This window comes from Bacillus sp. LM 4-2, from assembly GCF_000978495.1.
GTDB classification, from domain to species: domain Bacteria; phylum Bacillota; class Bacilli; order Bacillales; family Bacillaceae; genus Bacillus; species Bacillus subtilis.
Map to the genome: position 1 here is coordinate 488,117 of NZ_CP011101.1, position 16,956 is coordinate 505,072.

General features: G+C 45.1%; 17 protein-coding genes. 12 read left to right on the forward strand and 5 right to left on the reverse strand.

The genetic code is table 11. From position 1 onward, the window contains the following. Positions 1 to 28: 28 nt before the first annotated feature. Positions 29 to 850 (reverse strand): manganese catalase, encoded by an 822-nt coding sequence (locus tag bslm_RS02440; RefSeq protein ID WP_015715268.1) that lies wholly within the window; start codon positions 848 to 850, stop codon positions 29 to 31. A gap of 84 nt (positions 851 to 934) precedes the next feature. Beyond that, a complete protein-coding gene (gene dctB / locus bslm_RS02445; protein ID WP_032722921.1) occupies positions 935 to 1,987 on the reverse strand; it encodes a C4-dicarboxylate TRAP transporter substrate-binding protein DctB in 1,053 nt (350 codons plus the stop codon). Positions 1,988 to 2,056: 69 nt separating this feature from the next. Here dctB and dctS point away from each other — a divergent pair, with 69 nt between their 5' ends. The 8 genes from dctS to bslm_RS02485 all read left to right on the forward strand — a co-directional run bounded on the left by dctS (position 2,057) and on the right by bslm_RS02485 (position 10,589). Then, positions 2,057 to 3,664 (forward strand): two-component system sensor histidine kinase DctS, encoded by a 1,608-nt coding sequence (dctS, locus tag bslm_RS02450; RefSeq protein WP_032722922.1) that lies wholly within the window; start codon positions 2,057 to 2,059, stop codon positions 3,662 to 3,664. Next, the gene (gene dctR, locus bslm_RS02455) at positions 3,654 to 4,334 is read left to right on the forward strand and encodes a two-component system response regulator DctR (RefSeq protein WP_003234347.1); all 681 of its coding nucleotides are present in this window, start codon (positions 3,654 to 3,656) and stop codon (positions 4,332 to 4,334) included. Before dctS ends, dctR begins: the two co-directional genes overlap by 11 nt. 120 nt (positions 4,335 to 4,454) lie before the next feature. Further along, positions 4,455 to 5,720, forward strand: a complete 1,266-nt coding sequence (gene dctP, locus bslm_RS02460; RefSeq protein WP_032722923.1) for a C4-dicarboxylate transporter DctP — start codon at positions 4,455 to 4,457, stop codon at positions 5,718 to 5,720. A gap of 148 nt (positions 5,721 to 5,868) precedes the next feature. Then, the gene (locus bslm_RS02465; protein WP_015252777.1) at positions 5,869 to 6,921 is read left to right on the forward strand and encodes an AI-2E family transporter; all 1,053 of its coding nucleotides are present in this window, start codon (positions 5,869 to 5,871) and stop codon (positions 6,919 to 6,921) included. A 276-nt stretch (positions 6,922 to 7,197) separates the two neighbouring features. Further along, positions 7,198 to 8,124 (forward strand): ABC transporter ATP-binding protein, encoded by a 927-nt coding sequence (locus tag bslm_RS02470; protein WP_003246573.1) that lies wholly within the window; start codon positions 7,198 to 7,200, stop codon positions 8,122 to 8,124. Beyond that, positions 8,117 to 8,884: an ABC transporter permease gene (locus bslm_RS02475; RefSeq protein WP_015715273.1), complete on the forward strand. Its 768-nt coding sequence runs from the start codon at positions 8,117 to 8,119 to the stop codon at positions 8,882 to 8,884. The genes bslm_RS02470 and bslm_RS02475 overlap by 8 nt, the downstream gene beginning before the upstream one ends. A gap of 94 nt (positions 8,885 to 8,978) precedes the next feature. Further along, positions 8,979 to 9,314, forward strand: a complete 336-nt coding sequence (locus tag bslm_RS02480; RefSeq protein ID WP_003225151.1) for a hypothetical protein — start codon at positions 8,979 to 8,981, stop codon at positions 9,312 to 9,314. A gap of 129 nt (positions 9,315 to 9,443) precedes the next feature. Continuing rightward, on the forward strand, positions 9,444 to 10,589 hold the full coding sequence (locus tag bslm_RS02485) for an acyl-CoA dehydrogenase family protein (RefSeq protein ID WP_032722925.1): 1,146 nt from the start codon (positions 9,444 to 9,446) through the stop codon (positions 10,587 to 10,589). Positions 10,590 to 10,613: 24 nt separating this feature from the next. Here bslm_RS02485 and fbpB read toward each other — a convergent pair whose 3' ends face one another. Both fbpB and bslm_RS20340 read right to left on the reverse strand, forming a co-directional pair. Then, positions 10,614 to 10,793: a Fur-regulated basic protein FbpB gene (gene fbpB, locus bslm_RS20335; protein ID WP_010886410.1), complete on the reverse strand. Its 180-nt coding sequence runs from the start codon at positions 10,791 to 10,793 to the stop codon at positions 10,614 to 10,616. Next, positions 10,747 to 10,911 (reverse strand): Fur-regulated basic protein FbpA, encoded by a 165-nt coding sequence (locus bslm_RS20340; protein ID WP_003225157.1) that lies wholly within the window; start codon positions 10,909 to 10,911, stop codon positions 10,747 to 10,749. Before bslm_RS20340 ends, fbpB begins: the two co-directional genes overlap by 47 nt. A gap of 247 nt (positions 10,912 to 11,158) precedes the next feature. Between bslm_RS20340 and bslm_RS02490 the strand changes: the two genes are divergently transcribed. Continuing rightward, entirely contained in the window at positions 11,159 to 12,031 is an 873-nt protein-coding gene (locus tag bslm_RS02490) for a cation diffusion facilitator family transporter (protein WP_032722926.1), read from the forward strand. A gap of 14 nt (positions 12,032 to 12,045) precedes the next feature. On the opposite strand, the gene bslm_RS02495 is transcribed toward bslm_RS02490, so the two are convergent. Next, a complete protein-coding gene (locus bslm_RS02495; RefSeq protein ID WP_032722927.1) occupies positions 12,046 to 12,366 on the reverse strand; it encodes a thioredoxin family protein in 321 nt (106 codons plus the stop codon). A 153-nt stretch (positions 12,367 to 12,519) separates the two neighbouring features. Here bslm_RS02495 and bslm_RS02500 point away from each other — a divergent pair, with 153 nt between their 5' ends. The 3 genes from bslm_RS02500 to cshA all read left to right on the forward strand — a co-directional run bounded on the left by bslm_RS02500 (position 12,520) and on the right by cshA (position 16,934). After that, positions 12,520 to 13,605: a D-alanine--D-alanine ligase gene (locus bslm_RS02500; protein ID WP_014475870.1), complete on the forward strand. Its 1,086-nt coding sequence runs from the start codon at positions 12,520 to 12,522 to the stop codon at positions 13,603 to 13,605. A gap of 71 nt (positions 13,606 to 13,676) precedes the next feature. Continuing rightward, positions 13,677 to 15,050 carry a UDP-N-acetylmuramoyl-tripeptide--D-alanyl-D-alanine ligase gene (locus tag bslm_RS02505; RefSeq protein WP_032722958.1) on the forward strand — a complete coding sequence of 458 codons (1,374 nt, stop codon included), beginning with the start codon at positions 13,677 to 13,679 and terminating at the stop codon, positions 15,048 to 15,050. A gap of 399 nt (positions 15,051 to 15,449) precedes the next feature. Beyond that, on the forward strand, positions 15,450 to 16,934 hold the full coding sequence (cshA, locus tag bslm_RS02510) for a degradosome RNA helicase CshA (RefSeq protein WP_003246685.1): 1,485 nt from the start codon (positions 15,450 to 15,452) through the stop codon (positions 16,932 to 16,934). Positions 16,935 to 16,956 lie beyond the last annotated feature (22 nt).

Here is a 16,956-nt window from a genome sequence, read left to right on the forward strand (position 1 = left end):
CAAAACATCATGTTTTGGGCTTGTCTCTTTACTCGCGTCCCGGAAGTGTATTATGAACAAAAGGCGGTGCTGGTTTTAACTCCGGTTTTTCTCCAAACGTTTTTGCTTCTTTCACATATTCAAAGGCTTCTCCGTCCGGCGCTTTTTCATTCAGCCAGTTTTGCTCGGCGCTTTCTTCGCCTTCAGAGAAATTGATAAGCTGATGTGAGAACTCTTGTTTTTCGAGCGCTTTCGGGAATGTACCCGGCACAACCGGACCTTCCTGTGCTTCTAATTCTTTAATGGCGGCAAGCCATTGGTTCTGGTGCATTGTGTCACGCGCCAGCAGGAAGCTGAGCATATCTTTGACGCCTTTGTCATCCGTCATTTCAAACAGGCGTGCGACCTGCAGACGGCCCTGAGATTCCGCATTCAGGTTGGCGCGGAAGTCTGCCAGCAGGTTTCCGCTTGCTACGATATAACCGCCGCTCCAAGGTACGCCTGTACTGCTTTCCGGCATGGCGCCAAGTCCTGATACAATCGCATGGTGAGGGTTCATGCCGCCCAGGATGGAGCCGATGACCGGATCTTCAGCAGCTTTTTCCTGCTGATCAAGAGGGGCATCCTCAAGAAGTCTGGCAATCATCGTTGCGATCATTTCAACATGCCCGAGCTCCTCAGTTGCCGTATCCATCAGCAAGTCCTTGTATTTTTCATTTCCTCTTGTGTTCCAGCCTTGAAATAAGTACTGCATGGCAACTGAAATTTCTCCGAATTGCCCGCCTAAAATTTCTTGCATTTTTTTAGCGAATAATGGATCTGGACGATCTGGTTTAGCAGGATGCTGCAGCATTTTTGTGTGCTTAAACATGTACCCATCTCCTTTTTCGATTATCTCTTTTTATATTTCCGATCGATAGAAAGATAAACGAAAAACAGCGTATCGAGATGGGAACTATGAATCTTTTCGCAGCTCCAACAGTTCCCGGATCAGCTCCCGGCCAAAGATGGGCTCATACTGCCGGTAAACAGGGTCAAGACGCTTCATCCATTCTTGTTTCTCTTTATCTGACAGCTCATAAATATGTATAGCAGAATTCTTTTTGATTTCTTCCAGCTGCTCCTTGTTCATTTGTTCGGCATACGTTTCATTCCACTCCGTCGTCTCCTTCATCGCTTCAGTCAAAATGCGTCTTGTTTCTGGTGTTTGCGCCTTCCAGAAGTGTTCATCAGTCATGACAGCGTAGCCGAGGTAACCGTGGCTGCTTATTGTCAAATAGTCCTGAACATTATAAAATTTTTTAGAATAGATGTTTGAAATTGTATTTTCTTCGCCATCGACTACATTGTTTTCTAACAGCTGAAAGGTAGAATTGAAGGATTCCTGATGAGGTGTTGCGCCAAGCAGCTTGAACTGATCCTCAATCACATCGCTTTGCATAATGCGCAGATCCTGCCCTTTTAAATCATCCGGTGTTTTGACCGGCCCTTGATTTGTTGTGATTTGCTTAAAGCCGTTCGTCCAATAGGCCAGTCCTCTTAATTGGTTTTTCTTTAGAGAATCAAACAGCTGTGTGCCGATGCTTCCGTTCAGCCCTTTTTTGGCGGCGTTGTAATCTGTAAATGCATACGGCAGATCCAGCACTCCCCATTCAGGCGAGAGCATGCCGAGCTTCGATGTGGAGGGGGCGATAAATTGAACATCACCGTTTTGCAATGCTTCAATTTCTTCGATGTCCGAGTACAGGCTTCCATTCGGAAATACTTCTATTTTTATTTTCCCGCCTGATTTTTCGTTCACCAGATCAGCGAATTTATTGGCGGCCAGCCCTTTTGGCGTATTTTCAGCAACCACGTGGCTGAATTTAAACACGATTTGATCCTTCAGGCCTTCCTGGTCGTCATCATAAACAATCTTTTTATTGCCTGTATGATCATGGAATCCAATAAATAAAGCGGTTGCAATTCCAGCGATCATCAGTGCGAGACATGCAAGCAAACTCTTCATGAAAAGCCCTCCCCTATGTTAAGGATAATGGGGGCAATGACATTCGTAAAGACCTGAAAGGAGAAGCTGATGAACAAAAAGAAGCTCTCAATCCGTTGGAAAATCACAATCTTATCCTATATACTCGTCATTTTCTCCTTTTTGATCGGCGGCATTGTGCTCATCGGCAACATTCAGCATACAGAGGAGCGGGAGCTGAAAAAGCGGCTGATGAATACGGCCCGGACGGTGTCAGAGATGACAGAAGTGAAAGAAGCCTTGGCGCGAAAAAAACAAACAGAAGCTGTTCGCCATGCGGTTGAAGAAATCAGGATGATTAATGAAGCAGACTATATTGTCGTCATGGATATGAATCACATCCGATATACGCATCCTGTCAGCACAAGCATCGGCAAGAAATCAGAAGGTGCAGACGAGGAGGCAGCGTTTGCGGAGCACATTTATTTCTCTGAAGCAAAGGGCGAGCTCGGCACGGCGGTTCGCGCTTTTTATCCGGTTAAGGATCAAGACCTGAACCAAATAGGCGTGGTGCTTGTCGGAAAAACGCTGCCGGGGATCGCTGACATCCTGCTTCATTTAAAGCGTGATATTGCATTCATCGTTGTGCTGACACTCGGCTTTGGCCTTGCTGGTTCCTTTTTGCTGGCCCGCCATATCAAAAAACAAATGTTTCAGCTTGAACCCCATGAGATTGTCCGAATGTATGAAGAACGGACAGCGACGTTTCACTCGATGAATGAAGGGGTGATCGCTATTGACAATCGGCTCGTCATTACGATTTTCAATGAAAAAGCGAAACAGATCTTTGAAGTGCAGGGGGATCTGATCGGCAAGGTGATTTGGGAGGTTCTCAAGGATTCGCGCCTGCCCGAAATCGTGGAGCGGAACAAAGCGGTTTATAATGAAGAAATTCGTGTTAGCGGAAAAGTCATCATGAGCAGCAGAATTCCGATCGTCATGAAGAAAAAAGTGATCGGCGCCGTCGCGATTTTTCAGGACAGAACGGAAGCGGCCAAGATGGCAGAGGAATTGACTGGTGTCAGAAACTTTGTGGAGGCGCTCCGTGTCCAAAACCATGAGCATATGAATAAGCTGCACACGATCGCCGGTCTCATCCAGCTGGGGAAATCTGAAAAAGCCTTGCAGCTTGCATTCCAGGCGTCAACTGAGCAGGAAAATGTGACTGAATTTCTGCACCGCTCGATTCAAAATGACGCTGCGGCAGGCCTTCTATTAAGTAAAATCAGAAGGGGAAGAGAGCTCGGCGTTGCTGTTCATATAGATGAAAACAGCAGTCTTCAGCAATTTCCCGAGCATGTTGATCAGCATGATATTGTGGTGCTTTTGGGGAATCTGATTGAAAATGCCTTCGGCTCATTTGAAACCGTTCAATCTGAAGACAAACGAATTGACATTAGTATCGAACAAACAGATGATATCCTTGCTATTTTAATAGAAGATAACGGCTGCGGAATTGATCCGGCACATATGCCTCGCCTTTACGACAAAGGTTTTACGGTCAATAAAACTGGCGGCACAGGCTATGGCTTGTATCTAGTGAAACAAATCATAGACAAAGGATCGGGCACGATAGAAGTTGATTCACATGCGGGGCAGGGGACATCTTTTTCTATCGTTTTTCCAATGAAGGGGGAGGAAGCACAGCATGGCTCGTAAAGAATGGAAGGTTCTGCTCATTGAAGACGATCCGATGGTTCAAGAGGTCAATAAGGATTTTATTACAACTGTTAAAGGCGTTACTGTCTGTGCAACGGCAGGAAACGGAGAGGAAGGCATGAAGCTGATTAAAGAAGAACAGCCGGATCTCGTCATTCTCGATGTGTACATGCCGAAAAAAGACGGCATCAAGACCTTGCAGGAGATCAGAAAGCAAAAGCTTGAAGTGGATGTCATTGTCGTCTCCGCTGCAAAAGACAAGGAAACGATCTCACTCATGCTGCAAAACGGGGCGGTTGACTATATCTTAAAGCCGTTTAAGCTTGAGCGAATGAGACAGGCACTCGAAAAGTACAAGCAATATAAACAAAAAATCGAAGCGAATGATACGCTGTCCCAGGAACAGCTCGATGCGATCCTGAATATTCCGCAGCAGGCCGTACAGGATCTGCCGAAAGGGTTGAATCACTTCACGATGAATGAAGTCACTGCTTTTTTGAAACAGCAAACCGCATCCCTTTCTGCTGAAGAGGTCGCCAAGGCGCTCGGCATCGCCAGAGTGACAGCCAGACGATATCTTGATTACTTAGAAAAAACCGGGATCATCAAATTGGACGTTCAATACGGCGGAGTCGGCCGGCCGGTCAACCGCTACGTGTTAAAAGGATAAACCTGAGACCAAAAAGACCAAAATGTCCGTTATGATCATAAACTTCCCCAGACGTTATGAAAACGCTATCATTCTAGTAAGAAAGACACAAAAGGCGAATAGGACAGGGGGATGAAGGATATGAAACTGTTTAAAAATTTAACAGTTCAGGTCATAACCGCGGTCATCATCGGGGTCATTGTCGGGCTGGTCTGGCCGGATGTCGGCAAAGAAATGAAACCGCTTGGCGATACATTTATCAACGCTGTTAAAATGGTGATCGCACCAATTATTTTCTTCACAATCGTTCTCGGGATTGCAAAAATGGGCGATATGAAGAAGGTTGGAAAAGTAGGGGGAAAAGCGTTTATCTATTTCGAGGTTGTCACCACCCTCGCACTCATTATCGGTTTATTTGTCGTCAATATTATGAAGCCGGGTGCGGGTCTTGATTACAGCAAGCTTGAAAAGGGAGATGTATCACAATACACGCAAAATGGCGGTCAGGGAATCGACTGGATTGAATTTGTTACACACATTGTTCCATCCAATATGGTTGATGCCTTCGCAAAAGGGGACATTTTGCAGGTCTTATTCTTTTCTATTCTTTTCGGAGTGGGTCTTGCGGCATTAGGCGAAAAAGGGAAAAGCGTCATTGATTTCTTCGACAAGGTTTCTCACGTTTTTTTCAAAATTATCGGCTACATTATGCGTGCCGCGCCAATCGGGGCATTCGGGGCGATGGCGTATACAATCGGACACTTCGGGCTCGATTCCATCAAACCGCTGGCAAGCTTAATGATGTCTGTTTATATTACGATGTTCCTGTTCGTATTTGTTGCTTTAAATATCATCTGCAAGCTTTACGGATTCAGCCTGTGGAATTACCTTCGCTTCATTAAGGATGAGCTTCTGATCGTGCTTGGCACAAGCTCTTCCGAATCGGTGCTTCCGCGTATGATGGATAAAATGGAGCGCTACGGCTGTTCCAAATCCGTTGTCGGGCTAGTTATTCCGACGGGCTATTCGTTTAACCTCGACGGCACATCCATTTATTTATCAATGGCGACTGTCTTTTTGGCACAGGTGTTTGGAGTAGACCTCAGCATCGGCCAGCAAATTACGATTATCCTCGTTCTGATGCTGACATCGAAGGGAGCGGCAGGTGTGACGGGAAGCGGATTTATCGTCCTTGCCTCAACGCTGTCAGCGCTGCAGGTCATTCCGCTGGAGGGTCTTGCACTCCTGCTAGGGGTTGACCGTTTCATGAGTGAAGGAAGAGCCATTGTGAACCTGATCGGAAACGGAATCGCCACGATCATTGTTGCTAAAAGCGAAAATGAATTTGATGAAGAAAAAAGCGTAGAGGCTGTTGAAGGCATGAAAAAAATGAAAACAGCAGTCTGAAAAAAGAACGGCCCATCCATGGGGCCGTTTTTTTAATTGTTTAAGAATTATTAAGGTAAGGACAGAGACCTCAGCATTTTTTTGTTATATAATTTACAAATGGATACTATATTGAATGAAGGACGTTTGTCCTAACAGGAGTGTATAAATGGCCGCTTTAGTTAAATTTTTTCAGCACCCGGGAGTAAGGCGTTTCTCCATCTTTGTCGTGTTAACTGGTGTGTTATATCTATTTAAGAGCATGATCAACTTAATATTGCTTACCTTCATTTTCACATTTCTAATGGATCGTTTGGAGCTTGTCGTGCGGCAGTTTGTAAGCCAGTTCTTCCGCGTGAGCCAGCGGGTTGTCATTACGTTTCTTTACATGTTGCTGGCTGTGCTGCTCACAGTCGGGGGCTTTGTGTTTTATCCGGTCGTCGCGGCGCAGATCCAGCAGCTGGTAAAGCAGATTAAACATATTGCGTATCATCCTGACAGCATCCCTTTCTTTGATGAGATCACCAGTGTCTTCGGGGATATTAACATCAGTTCATATGTCAAAGAGGGCTTCAATGTAGTGTATACGTATCTGGCCGATATCAGCACATTCGGCTTGCAGGTCGTGATGGCGCTCATTCTCAGCATGTTTTTCTTATTTGAGAAAAAACGGCTTTCTGAATTCATGGCGAAATTTAAAACGAGCAAACTGAGGGTCTTTTATGAGGAGATTGCTTTTTTCGGAAGCAAATTTGCAAGAACGTTCGGCAAGGTGCTCGAGGCTCAATTTATCATTGCGCTCGTCAACTGTATTCTGACGTTTATCGCGCTTTGGATTATGCATTTTCCGCAGCTGTTTGGGCTTTCGATTATGGTGTTCTTCCTTGGATTGATCCCTGTAGCAGGCGTCGTCATTTCCCTGATTCCGCTCAGCATTATCGCCTACAGCACTGGCGGTGGAATGTATGTGCTCTACATTGTCCTTGTCATATTCGCCATTCATGCGATCGAAACCTATTTCTTAAATCCGAAGCTGATGTCGGCGAAAACAGAGCTGCCAATTTTTTTCACCTTCACAGTACTCATTTTCTCTGAACACTTCTTCGGCATTTGGGGTTTAATTATCGGGATTCCGATCTTTGTGTTTCTCCTTGATATTCTGGATGTCACCAACAAGGAAGATAGGTCTAAAGGACCCCGAGAGAATAGCGATAAAATGTAGTTTAAAATCGAATAATGAGTGTGCCTCGATCTGCCGGCCTGCCTGTTCAAGGCATGGAATTAAGACTCGGAATCGGAGCTTGGCATTGCTTCGCACAGTGGTGAACACAACAGGTGACAATGCCTGTCATCATTACAGAAACTGAAAAGAACAAACAGTCGGAGTAAACGCTCATCATCGGTTTAACCAAACATTTGGAAGCAACAAATGCTATAATACAAACAGTGCCTAATGTTAGGCACTGTTTATTTTTTGTCGAAAAAGGAGGAAGGCTTTATGGCTGAGCCGATTTTACATATTGAAGGCCTCGATAAAAAGATTGGGTCTAAACAGATTTTAAAACAGATCAGCATGGACGTCATGGAGGGTGAAATCATCGGCCTTCTCGGTCCAAATGGTTCCGGAAAAACAACACTCATCCGTATCATCGTCGGGCTGCTGAAACAAAACAGCGGAAGCGTGACAATTAGCGGATTCCAGCATGATACAGAGTTTGAAAAAGCGATGGAAGCGGTTGGAGCGATTGTTGAGAACCCTGAGTTCTATCCGTACCTGACAGGCTGGGAAAACCTCAAGCACTTTGCGAATATGCACAAAAAAATAGCGGATGAACGGCTTGATGAAGTGGTGGAACGTGTCGGGCTGACGTCAGCGATTCATGATAAGGTGAAAACCTATTCCCTTGGGATGCGCCAGCGTCTGGGAATCGCCCAGGCAATTCTTCACCGGCCGAAGCTTCTTATTCTAGATGAACCAACAAACGGCCTCGATCCTGCGGGGATGAAGGATTTTCGCGATCATATTAAAGAGCTCGCAGAAATGGAAGGAACAGCTGTCCTGTTCGCCACTCATTTATTGCGCGAGGTTGAAGACTTGTGCGACCGTGTCATCATCATTCAAAAAGGTGAGATCAAAGCGGAAGTCAGCTTACAAGGAACTGATCAAACCACAGAAAAAGCGATTATAGAAGTGCAGCCGCAAGAAAAAGCGCTCAATTGGCTGACAGGCAATCAATATCAAGCTGAGAGCCAAGACGGGACAATTGTAGTTGAGGTGGCAAAAGAAAACATACCGGAGCTGAACCGATCACTTGTCGGACAAGATCTGAATGTGTTTTCCATTACGCCTTACACGCAGTCACTGGAAGACGAATTTATAAAAGCGACAACAGCTCATCAAGAGGAGGGAGAAGAGCTTGTCTAAATTAATTTGGAATGAACATATGAAACTTTTTAATCGGAAGGTCACTTTGGTTTCTCTTATCCTGATGGCTGTCTTTCAATTCTTCATGGCATTGATCATTAAACGGATTGTCATCAGTGCCGGAACAGATGAAAACTTCATCGGCTATTTATCGTATACACCGAGCCTGAACATTTTGCTGCAGGCTTTAACGATCGTAATTGCAGCAACAATTGTTTCGATGGAATTTGATAAAAAGACGATCAAATTTTTGCTCATTCGTCCGGTTAAACGCCAAAAGGTCTTTTGGTCAAAATTAATCACAGTCGTGATGGTCAGCTTCTATTTGTATCTGGCATACTACATTCTGGCATTATTATTCGGTCTCGTGTTTTTTGGCACATCGGTGACTGCGGAATCAAAGACATTGCTGGTCAACACCTTGGCGCTGATCGGGTCAAACTGGCTTGAAGCTGTAATGATGGGATTATTCGGGCTGCTTTGTTCTTCGCTGTTCCGCAACAGCGCGGTAGCAGTTGTTGTTTCTTTTGTCGTTTTATACGGAGCGAGTACACTTGTTCAGCTCATGAAGTTGTTTGAAAACAAGTGGGGCAGCTTTTTGCTTTTTGCGAACACTGACTTTACGCAATACAGAAGCGGAGAGACAGCGTTGTTTTCAGGCATGACGCCATTGTTTTCAATTGGAATTCTCATCATACATGCCATATTCTTCATCGTTGTTGGCTGGTGGTGCTTCTGTAAACGGGATGTTCGGGTCTAAAGGCAAGGAATGACATTTTTGTGAAAAAGCTCACGTAAATCAATATCATTTGATATTTTGGTTTATACTAAAGGTACTGACGGAGGTGTCTCGATTGAGGAACTTTATTACCGCTTTACCGATCGTATTGCTGCTTGGATTCTCATTTGTGTCATTCATGTTTCAGTTTGAACATCTTGTTTATTTCAGGCTCGCGCTTGGGTTGTTTTCTCTCGTGGGACTGTACATGATATATAAAATGAAGACGGGCATCCGCTATTTTATCATCTATCTGTATGCCAGCTGGATTGTGTTGGCCGCAGTGACCGCTTTTGAAGAGCCGATTTTCTCAAGCTTTTTCTTTGGCGGCCTGGTGATGACGATGGGTTACCTGACATATATGCTGATTTATCTCGGCATGAAACAAGACCGGGATGCAAATCCTGTGTAATCGCGCTGTTCCCTTTGGGAACGGCGTGTTTTTCTATACTGGACAAAAAGATTAACAGTTGCGGAAAAATGGCAGGAAATCTATAATACATATTAAATTTATCGGAATTAAAACTTGGGGGGCTGCCGGATGTCATTATTTATACAAAACGATCAACAGCGGCAATGGATGGAGAAAATCGGACGGATTGCGGATGAATTTCAGCAAACAGCTGCTGAAGATGACGAACAGGGACGTTTTCCTGCAGAGAAAATACAAAAACTGCGTGATGCTGGGTATACAGCATTAACATTGCCGGCATCTCATGGCGGAGGGGGCATTTCTGTTTACGATATGCTCCTGTTTCAAGAACGGCTTGCACGGGGAGATGCTTCGACGGCTCTTAGCATCGGCTGGCATTTGAGCGTGATCGGGGAGCTTGGAGAAGGCAACAGCTGGGATGAAGACGTATTTGCATTTGTTGCCAAGGAAGTCCAAAACGGAGCCGTCATTAACAGGGCGGCGACTGAAGCGAAAACCGGAAGCCCGACAAGAGGAGGGCGTCCGGGTACACACGCCGTCAAAAAGGATGGCAAATGGGCAGTGAACGGGAGAAAAACCTTTACGACGATGTCACAAGCTCTGGATTATTTTTTAGTAACCGCATGGATTGAAGACAAACAAACAACAGGCGTGTTTCTCATTCATAAAGATGATCCCGGCTTGTCGATTGAAGAGACGTGGGATATGATGGCGATGCGGGCGACTGGGAGCCATGACCTTGTACTGAACGAAGTAATGCTTGATGAGAATAAGCTGGTGGAACTGCTTCAAGGGCCTCGTGGAGCTAAGCCGAATGGCTGGCTGCTTCACATTCCTGCGATTTATCTTGGTGTGGCTCAAGCTGCTCGTGACTATGCAGTGCAATTTGCATCTGAGTATTCTCCAAACAGCTTGAATGGACCGATCAAGAATGTCCCGGCCGTACAGCAAAGAACAGGCGAAATGGAGCTTGAACTGCTCAATGCCAGACACTTTCTTTTCCATATCGCTCAATTGTATGACGATCCGGAGCGGCGTCCACACTTGACCAGCGAGCTCGGTGCGGCGAAACATATCGTCACAAACGCTGCGCTGTCTGTTGTTGATAAAGCGATGAGAATTGTCGGGGCCAAAAGCCTGGGACGAACCAACCCGCTTCAGCGCTATTACCGTGATGTGCGCGCCGGTCTTCACAACCCGCCGATGGATGACGCCGTGATACACAAGCTGGCAGCTGAAGCGTTTGAGTCATAAAAAAAAGAGCCTTACCGGCTCTTTTTATGTATTGTTTTGCTCTTGCAGATTTTTTTGATGCTTGCGGTCAATTCTGTCATAAATAACGTTCATCAGCTTTGGATTGCCCATAATCGCCTCTTTGTTTTCCTGGATCAGCTGTTGGTAAGTTTTCACTTTACGCTTCGGCATGCTCCGGCGCCCTCCTGACATGTTTGTATTCACTTTCTAACTCCGTCAGCGACAATTCATACAGATGACGCTTTGACTTTTTGTATATACCATTCTGTATTAACAGATGAATGAGCTGTTTTTTTCTGATTTCTGCAGACTGAGGTGTCATTGTGTCACCAACCTCCAATCAAACGATATTGATAATCATTATCAATTAACTTCAGTATACAATGTCCGCAATAGCCTGTAAAGATGAAAAGAGTCCTATTCTTTCTCCAATTTACAAACATTCAACAAATCGACAAAAAGTTTCCCGGGCAATAATTTGCTGTCGAAATATTCCGCTTCATTGAACGCACCCTGCTATTTTTCATGTTTTGAACCATACTATGTAATAGAATGGAGGCTGGTATTCAATGGAGCGGACAGAAAATCTGAAAAAGGGAGAAAAAGGGGCGCTCCTCAATATTTTTGCATATGTCATTCTTGCTGTTGTAAAGCTAGTCATCGGGATTCTATATCATTCTGAAGCGCTGAGAGCAGACGGGTTAAATAATGGAACAGATATTGTTGCGTCAGTAGCAGTGCTGATAGGATTGCGGATTTCTCAAAGACCGGCTGACAGCGATCATCCATACGGCCATTATCGGGCTGAAACAATTTCGTCTCTTGTTGCGTCTTTTATTATGATGGCAGTCGGCATTGAAGTGTTAATCGGCGGAGGAAAAGCGATTGCGGGCGGCACAACGGAAACGCCAAATCTTATCGCGGCATGGACGGCGTTAGGCAGTGCTGTGTTTATGTATGGCATCTATTTATATAACAAAAGGCTGGCAGCATCCATTAAAAGCTCTGCCCTGATGGCAGCGGCAAAGGACAGCAGGTCAGACGCTTTTGTAAGCGCCGGCGCGTTTATCGGTGTTTTTTCGTCCCAGCTGAAGCTGCCGTGGATTGATCCGGTAACGGCTTTTATCATCGGCATCATCATTTGCAAAACAGCGTGGGATATCTTTAAAGACGCTTCACATTCCTTAACAGACGGCTTCCATTTAAAAGATCTTGAGCCTTACAAACAGACCGTCGGCAGGATCGAAAATGTGCATCGCCTAAAGGATGTGAAAGCGAGGTATTTAGGCAGTACAGTTCATATCGAGATGGTCATTGCGGTTGATCCGAAGCTTACAGTAGAAGAAGGCCATGGAGTGGCGGATGAAGTAGAAGACAAAATAAAACATGAACACGATGTCACTCATGTTCATGTTCATGTAGAGCCTGACGACATAAAATAAGGCTGTTTAACGAATTAGCTTATATGTTCAGATAAAAATTCAGTCACTTCTTCAAGCGTTTTGGCATTGGCGCTGTGAAGGTGAGCTGTTTTTTCACCGTTCTTGAAAATAAGCAGGCTGGGAATGCCCATTACTTGGTATTTTTCAGCCAGGTCAGGAAGCTCGTCCTTATTCAGCTCATACCAATCGTTTTGATTGTATTCTTCCAAAATATCGCCGATGAACATATTCATGCGTGTGCAGTCTGGGCACCAATCAGCATAAAACTTTACAATGATTTCTTTATCGGATTGAATCAGTTCATTAAATTGTTCGTTTGTTGTGATTTTTTTCATATGTCACATCTCCTTTTCAATGCCATTTTAATATAAAATAAAAAGGAATTACATACAAATGCATTCAACATCAGCATGCCCAAAAATAATTAGATCATTTTCCGGTGAAAATGATAAGATAGTAAAGATGAATTGTAGTGGGGGGAGTATCCATTGAAAACAAGTCTAGGATTAGTGTACGGAGGAAAGTCGGCAGAACATAATGTTTCCCTGCAGACGGCTCTGGCTGTAATCAAAGCGCTAAATACTGAGAAGTTTGATATACATCCGATTTATATAACAGAAAAAGGCGAATGGGTAAGAGGCGCCCGTTTAACTGAGCCTGTTTCAAATGTGAAAATGCTTCAATTTGAGCAAGGAGGCAGTGCTTTTTCTCCAGCTGCCTTGAACCAGGAGATGTTTCCGCAGGAAGCGTCACAGCAAAATGAAGCCATCGACGTCGTATTCCCGCTCCTCCACGGACCGAACGGAGAAGACGGTACGATTCAGGGAATGCTCGAGCTGTTGAACATTCCTTATGTCGGCAACGGAGTGCTTGCTTCCTCAGCTGGCATGGATAAAGTTGTCATGAAACATTTATTTGCGCAGGCTGGCCTTGCTCAGGCTAAATACGCAGCTTTCCTTAAGAAAGACTGGACTCGTTCTCCGAAAGAAAGCTGCGAGCAGGTTGAACAGGAATTAGGCTACCCTTGCTTCGTAAAGCCGGCTAACCTCGGCTCAAGTGTCGGAATCAGCAAATGCCGAAACCGTGAAGAACTGCAAAAAGCGTTTGAGCTTGCTTTCCAATATGACCGCAAAGTCGTCGTCGAAGAAGGCATTAACGGCCGCGAGATCGAAATCGGCGTTCTTGGAAATGACGATCCTAAATGCTCTGTTGTGGGGGAAATCGCACCGAAGACGGATTTCTACGATTACAAAGCGAAATATGAGGATGGAGATACTGATCTGATGATTCCGGCGATTGTGACTGATGAGGAATACGCAACAATCAGTGATATGGCGATCAAAGCATTTAAAGCGATCGACGGTTCAGGACTCGTCAGAGCGGACTTTTTCCTGACAGCTGACGGCGAAGTTCTGATCAATGAAGTCAACACAATGCCTGGCTTTACACCTTTCAGCATGTTCCCGCTGCTCTGGAAAGAAGCCGGAGTGGAATATGCTGACCTGATTGAACAGCTTGTGGAGCTTGCAAAAGAACGCCACGCTGAAAAACAATTGATTAAGCATACATTCTAATGAAGAAGGACACTGCCGGTAAAAGGGCAGTGTTTTTTCCCGTATATACAAAAGAAAGAGAGGGACCTTACTTGATTAAGCGAACAGTAAAAAACATTGCCGAAATGGTTAATGGCACACTAACAAATCCGCAATATGAACAAACAGTCATTCATGGAGTGGCAACCGATACAAGAAAACTGGAACAACATCAGCTCTTCATTCCGCTGAAAGGGGAACGTTTTGACGGCCACACTTTTGTGGAGCAGGCTTTTGAAGCTGGTGTAGCGGCTGTTCTTTGGGATCGGTCAGAACCAAATCCGCCCGAGAATCACGCCGTCATTTTAGTGGACGATACCCTTACCGCACTTCAGCAGCTTGCAAAAGCCTATTTGCAGGAGCTTGGCACACGTGTCATCGGAGTAACCGGAAGCAATGGCAAAACGACAACAAAAGATATGATTCACGCCGTACTGGGGACCAAGTACCGTGTTCACAAAACAGGAGGAAACTTCAATAATCATATCGGTTTGCCGCTGACGGTTTTAGCGATGCCTGAAAATACGGAGATCGCCGTATTGGAGATGGGAATGAGCGCCAAAGGAGAAATTGACCTCTTGAGCCGACTGGCAAACCCGGATGCGGCAGTGATTACGAATATCGGCGAATCGCATATGCAAGACCTTGGCTCTAGAGAGGGCATCGCGGAGGCGAAGCTTGAAATCATTAACGGGCTTAAAGAAGACGGAGTGCTGATTTATATCGGGGACGAACCGCTTCTTCAAAATGCATACAGCTGCCAGACGAAAACGTACGGTACGGGAGCGCATAATGATTATCAGCTTCAGGATGTCAGCCAGAGTGAGGAAGGAACCCATTTTACAATCAAAGGGATAAAAAACACGTTTTTTATTCCAATACTCGGCAAGCACAATGTGATGAACGCCATGGCAGCGATTGCTGCAGGAGCTTATTTTGGCATCACGCCTGAGGGTGCGGCAAAAGGACTGAGCGGCCTAAAGGTAACCGGGATGAGACTTGAACTCATCAAAACAGACAGCGGCCTTTCGATAATCAATGACGCTTATAATGCGAGCCCGACTTCCATGAAAGCTGCAATTCAATTGACAGAAAGCCTCGAAGGCTACGGCAAAAAAATGCTCGTGCTCGGTGATATGCTTGAACTCGGCGATCTTGAAGAAACGTTCCATAAAGAGTGCGGCGCTGTGATCAGCCCTGATAAAATTGACCGCGTCTTTACGTACGGAAAACTGGGAGCTTTTATCGCGGAAGGCGCCCTGAAACACTTTGAGAAAGACCGCGTCAGCCATTACACTGAGAAAAAAGATCTCCTCCAAGCTGTGAAGGAAAACGCATTAAAAGGCGATTTGATTTTATTCAAAGCGTCCAGAGGTATGAAGCTTGAAGAAATCGTTAAAGATTTAATAGAGAGCCCGCTTTCGTAAGAAAATATTTTGCGAAAAAACGCATATTGCATCATAAAATAACATGATGTGCAAACACTAATGTATGCCGGCCGAAAATTATGTATATCTGGCCGGCTGCGGCTATGATACAATATATATAGGTTATTTCGCGATACGAACATATTCGTCCGGACTTTTCATCGTGAGCCGAAGTTCTCCGCTGGATTCTTGGGAGCGGATGGAGCAGCAGCCGGCATATTCGAGATGCCGATCTGCTTCTCATCTTATTGAAAAACAAATAGTGTAATGGTAAGATAAAACTTAAAGTAATTCGGGCTTTGTATACGGATGGATCCTGTCCTTCTTGTCTAAAGGGCAGTTTTATAAGTGGTAAATCACGACATTACTGAAACAGCAATTAGAAGGAGTTTGAATAATTTGACTATAACGTTTCAAGATTTTAATTTAAGTTCTGATCTCATGAAAGCAATTAATCGTATGGGATTTGAAGAAGCAACACCGATTCAGGCACAAACGATACCGCTCGGACTTTCAAATAAAGACGTCATTGGACAAGCGCAAACAGGTACAGGTAAAACAGCTGCGTTTGGTATACCCCTTGTTGAAAAAATTAACCCCGAGTCTCCTAATATTCAAGCAATCGTAATCGCGCCAACCCGTGAATTAGCCATTCAAGTATCTGAAGAATTGTATAAAATCGGACAAGATAAACGTGCGAAGGTTCTTCCTATTTACGGCGGACAGGATATTGGACGGCAAATCCGGGCGTTAAAGAAGAATCCGAATATTATTGTCGGAACACCTGGACGTCTTCTTGACCACATCAATCGCCGCACCATTCGTTTAAACAATGTTAATACTGTTGTAATGGATGAAGCGGATGAAATGCTGAACATGGGATTCATTGATGATATTGAATCTATCCTTTCAAACGTGCCAAGCGAGCATCAGACACTTCTGTTCTCTGCCACAATGCCTGCGCCGATCAAACGCATTGCAGAGCGCTTTATGACTGAGCCGGAACACGTAAAAGTAAAAGCGAAAGAAATGACGGTTTCTAACATTCAGCAGTTCTATTTGGAAGTGCAAGAACGCAAAAAATTCGATACACTGACTCGCCTTCTTGACATTCAGTCTCCTGAGCTTGCGATCGTATTCGGACGTACAAAACGCCGTGTCGATGAGCTGGCTGAAGCCCTGAACCTTCGCGGATATGCAGCTGAAGGTATTCACGGTGACTTAACGCAGGCGAAACGTATGGTTGCGCTTCGTAAATTTAAAGAAGGCGCAATCGAAGTTCTAGTCGCAACTGATGTTGCCGCTCGCGGACTTGATATCTCAGGTGTTACACACGTATACAACTTCGACGTGCCTCAAGATCCTGAAAGCTACGTTCACCGTATCGGAAGAACGGGCCGTGCAGGAAAAACAGGTATGGCGATGACGTTCATTACACCGCGTGAGAAAAGCATGCTTCGCGCAATTGAACAAACAACAAAACGCAAAATGGACCGCATGAAGGAGCCTACACTTGATGAAGCGTTAGAAGGCCAGCAGCAGGTTACTGTTGAACGTCTTCGCACGACAATCAGTGAAAACAACCTGAACTTCTACATGACAGCGGCAGCTGAGCTGCTTGAAGATCATGATGCAGTAACAGTGGTTGCGGCGGCTATCAAAATGGCTACAAAAGAGCCAGACGACACACCGGTTCGCTTAACAGACGAAGCGCCGATGGTCAGCAAACGCTACAAGAACCAGCGCTCTTCTAAACGCAGAGACGGTCAAGGCGGCGGCTACCGCGGCGGAAAAGGGAAAAGCAACAACCGTTCTTCCTATGACAAAAAGCGTTCAAACGATCGCCGTTCTTCAGGTGACAGACGCCAGAAAAAATCTTACTAATTTGATCGATTCAGAGCCCAAA

What these genes read in the sequence shown, in the direction of transcription:
- bslm_RS20340 (WP_003225157.1), bottom strand. Translation starts at nt 10,911, where the DNA reads ATGACACCTCAGTCTGCAGAAATCAGAAAAAAACAGCTCATTCATCTG.
- bslm_RS02440 (WP_015715268.1), bottom strand. Translation starts at nt 850, where the DNA reads ATGTTTAAGCACACAAAAATGCTGCAGCATCCTGCTAAACCAGATCGT.
- dctR (WP_003234347.1), top strand. Translation starts at nt 3,654, where the DNA reads ATGGCTCGTAAAGAATGGAAGGTTCTGCTCATTGAAGACGATCCGATG.
- dctS (WP_032722922.1), top strand. Translation starts at nt 2,057, where the DNA reads ATGAACAAAAAGAAGCTCTCAATCCGTTGGAAAATCACAATCTTATCC.
- bslm_RS02485 (WP_032722925.1), top strand. Translation starts at nt 9,444, where the DNA reads ATGTCATTATTTATACAAAACGATCAACAGCGGCAATGGATGGAGAAA.
- bslm_RS02470 (WP_003246573.1), top strand. Translation starts at nt 7,198, where the DNA reads ATGGCTGAGCCGATTTTACATATTGAAGGCCTCGATAAAAAGATTGGG.
- dctB (WP_032722921.1), bottom strand. Translation starts at nt 1,987, where the DNA reads ATGAAGAGTTTGCTTGCATGTCTCGCACTGATGATCGCTGGAATTGCA.
- bslm_RS02490 (WP_032722926.1), top strand. Translation starts at nt 11,159, where the DNA reads ATGGAGCGGACAGAAAATCTGAAAAAGGGAGAAAAAGGGGCGCTCCTC.
- dctP (WP_032722923.1), top strand. Translation starts at nt 4,455, where the DNA reads ATGAAACTGTTTAAAAATTTAACAGTTCAGGTCATAACCGCGGTCATC.
- bslm_RS02465 (WP_015252777.1), top strand. Translation starts at nt 5,869, where the DNA reads ATGGCCGCTTTAGTTAAATTTTTTCAGCACCCGGGAGTAAGGCGTTTC.
- bslm_RS02495 (WP_032722927.1), bottom strand. Translation starts at nt 12,366, where the DNA reads ATGAAAAAAATCACAACAAACGAACAATTTAATGAACTGATTCAATCC.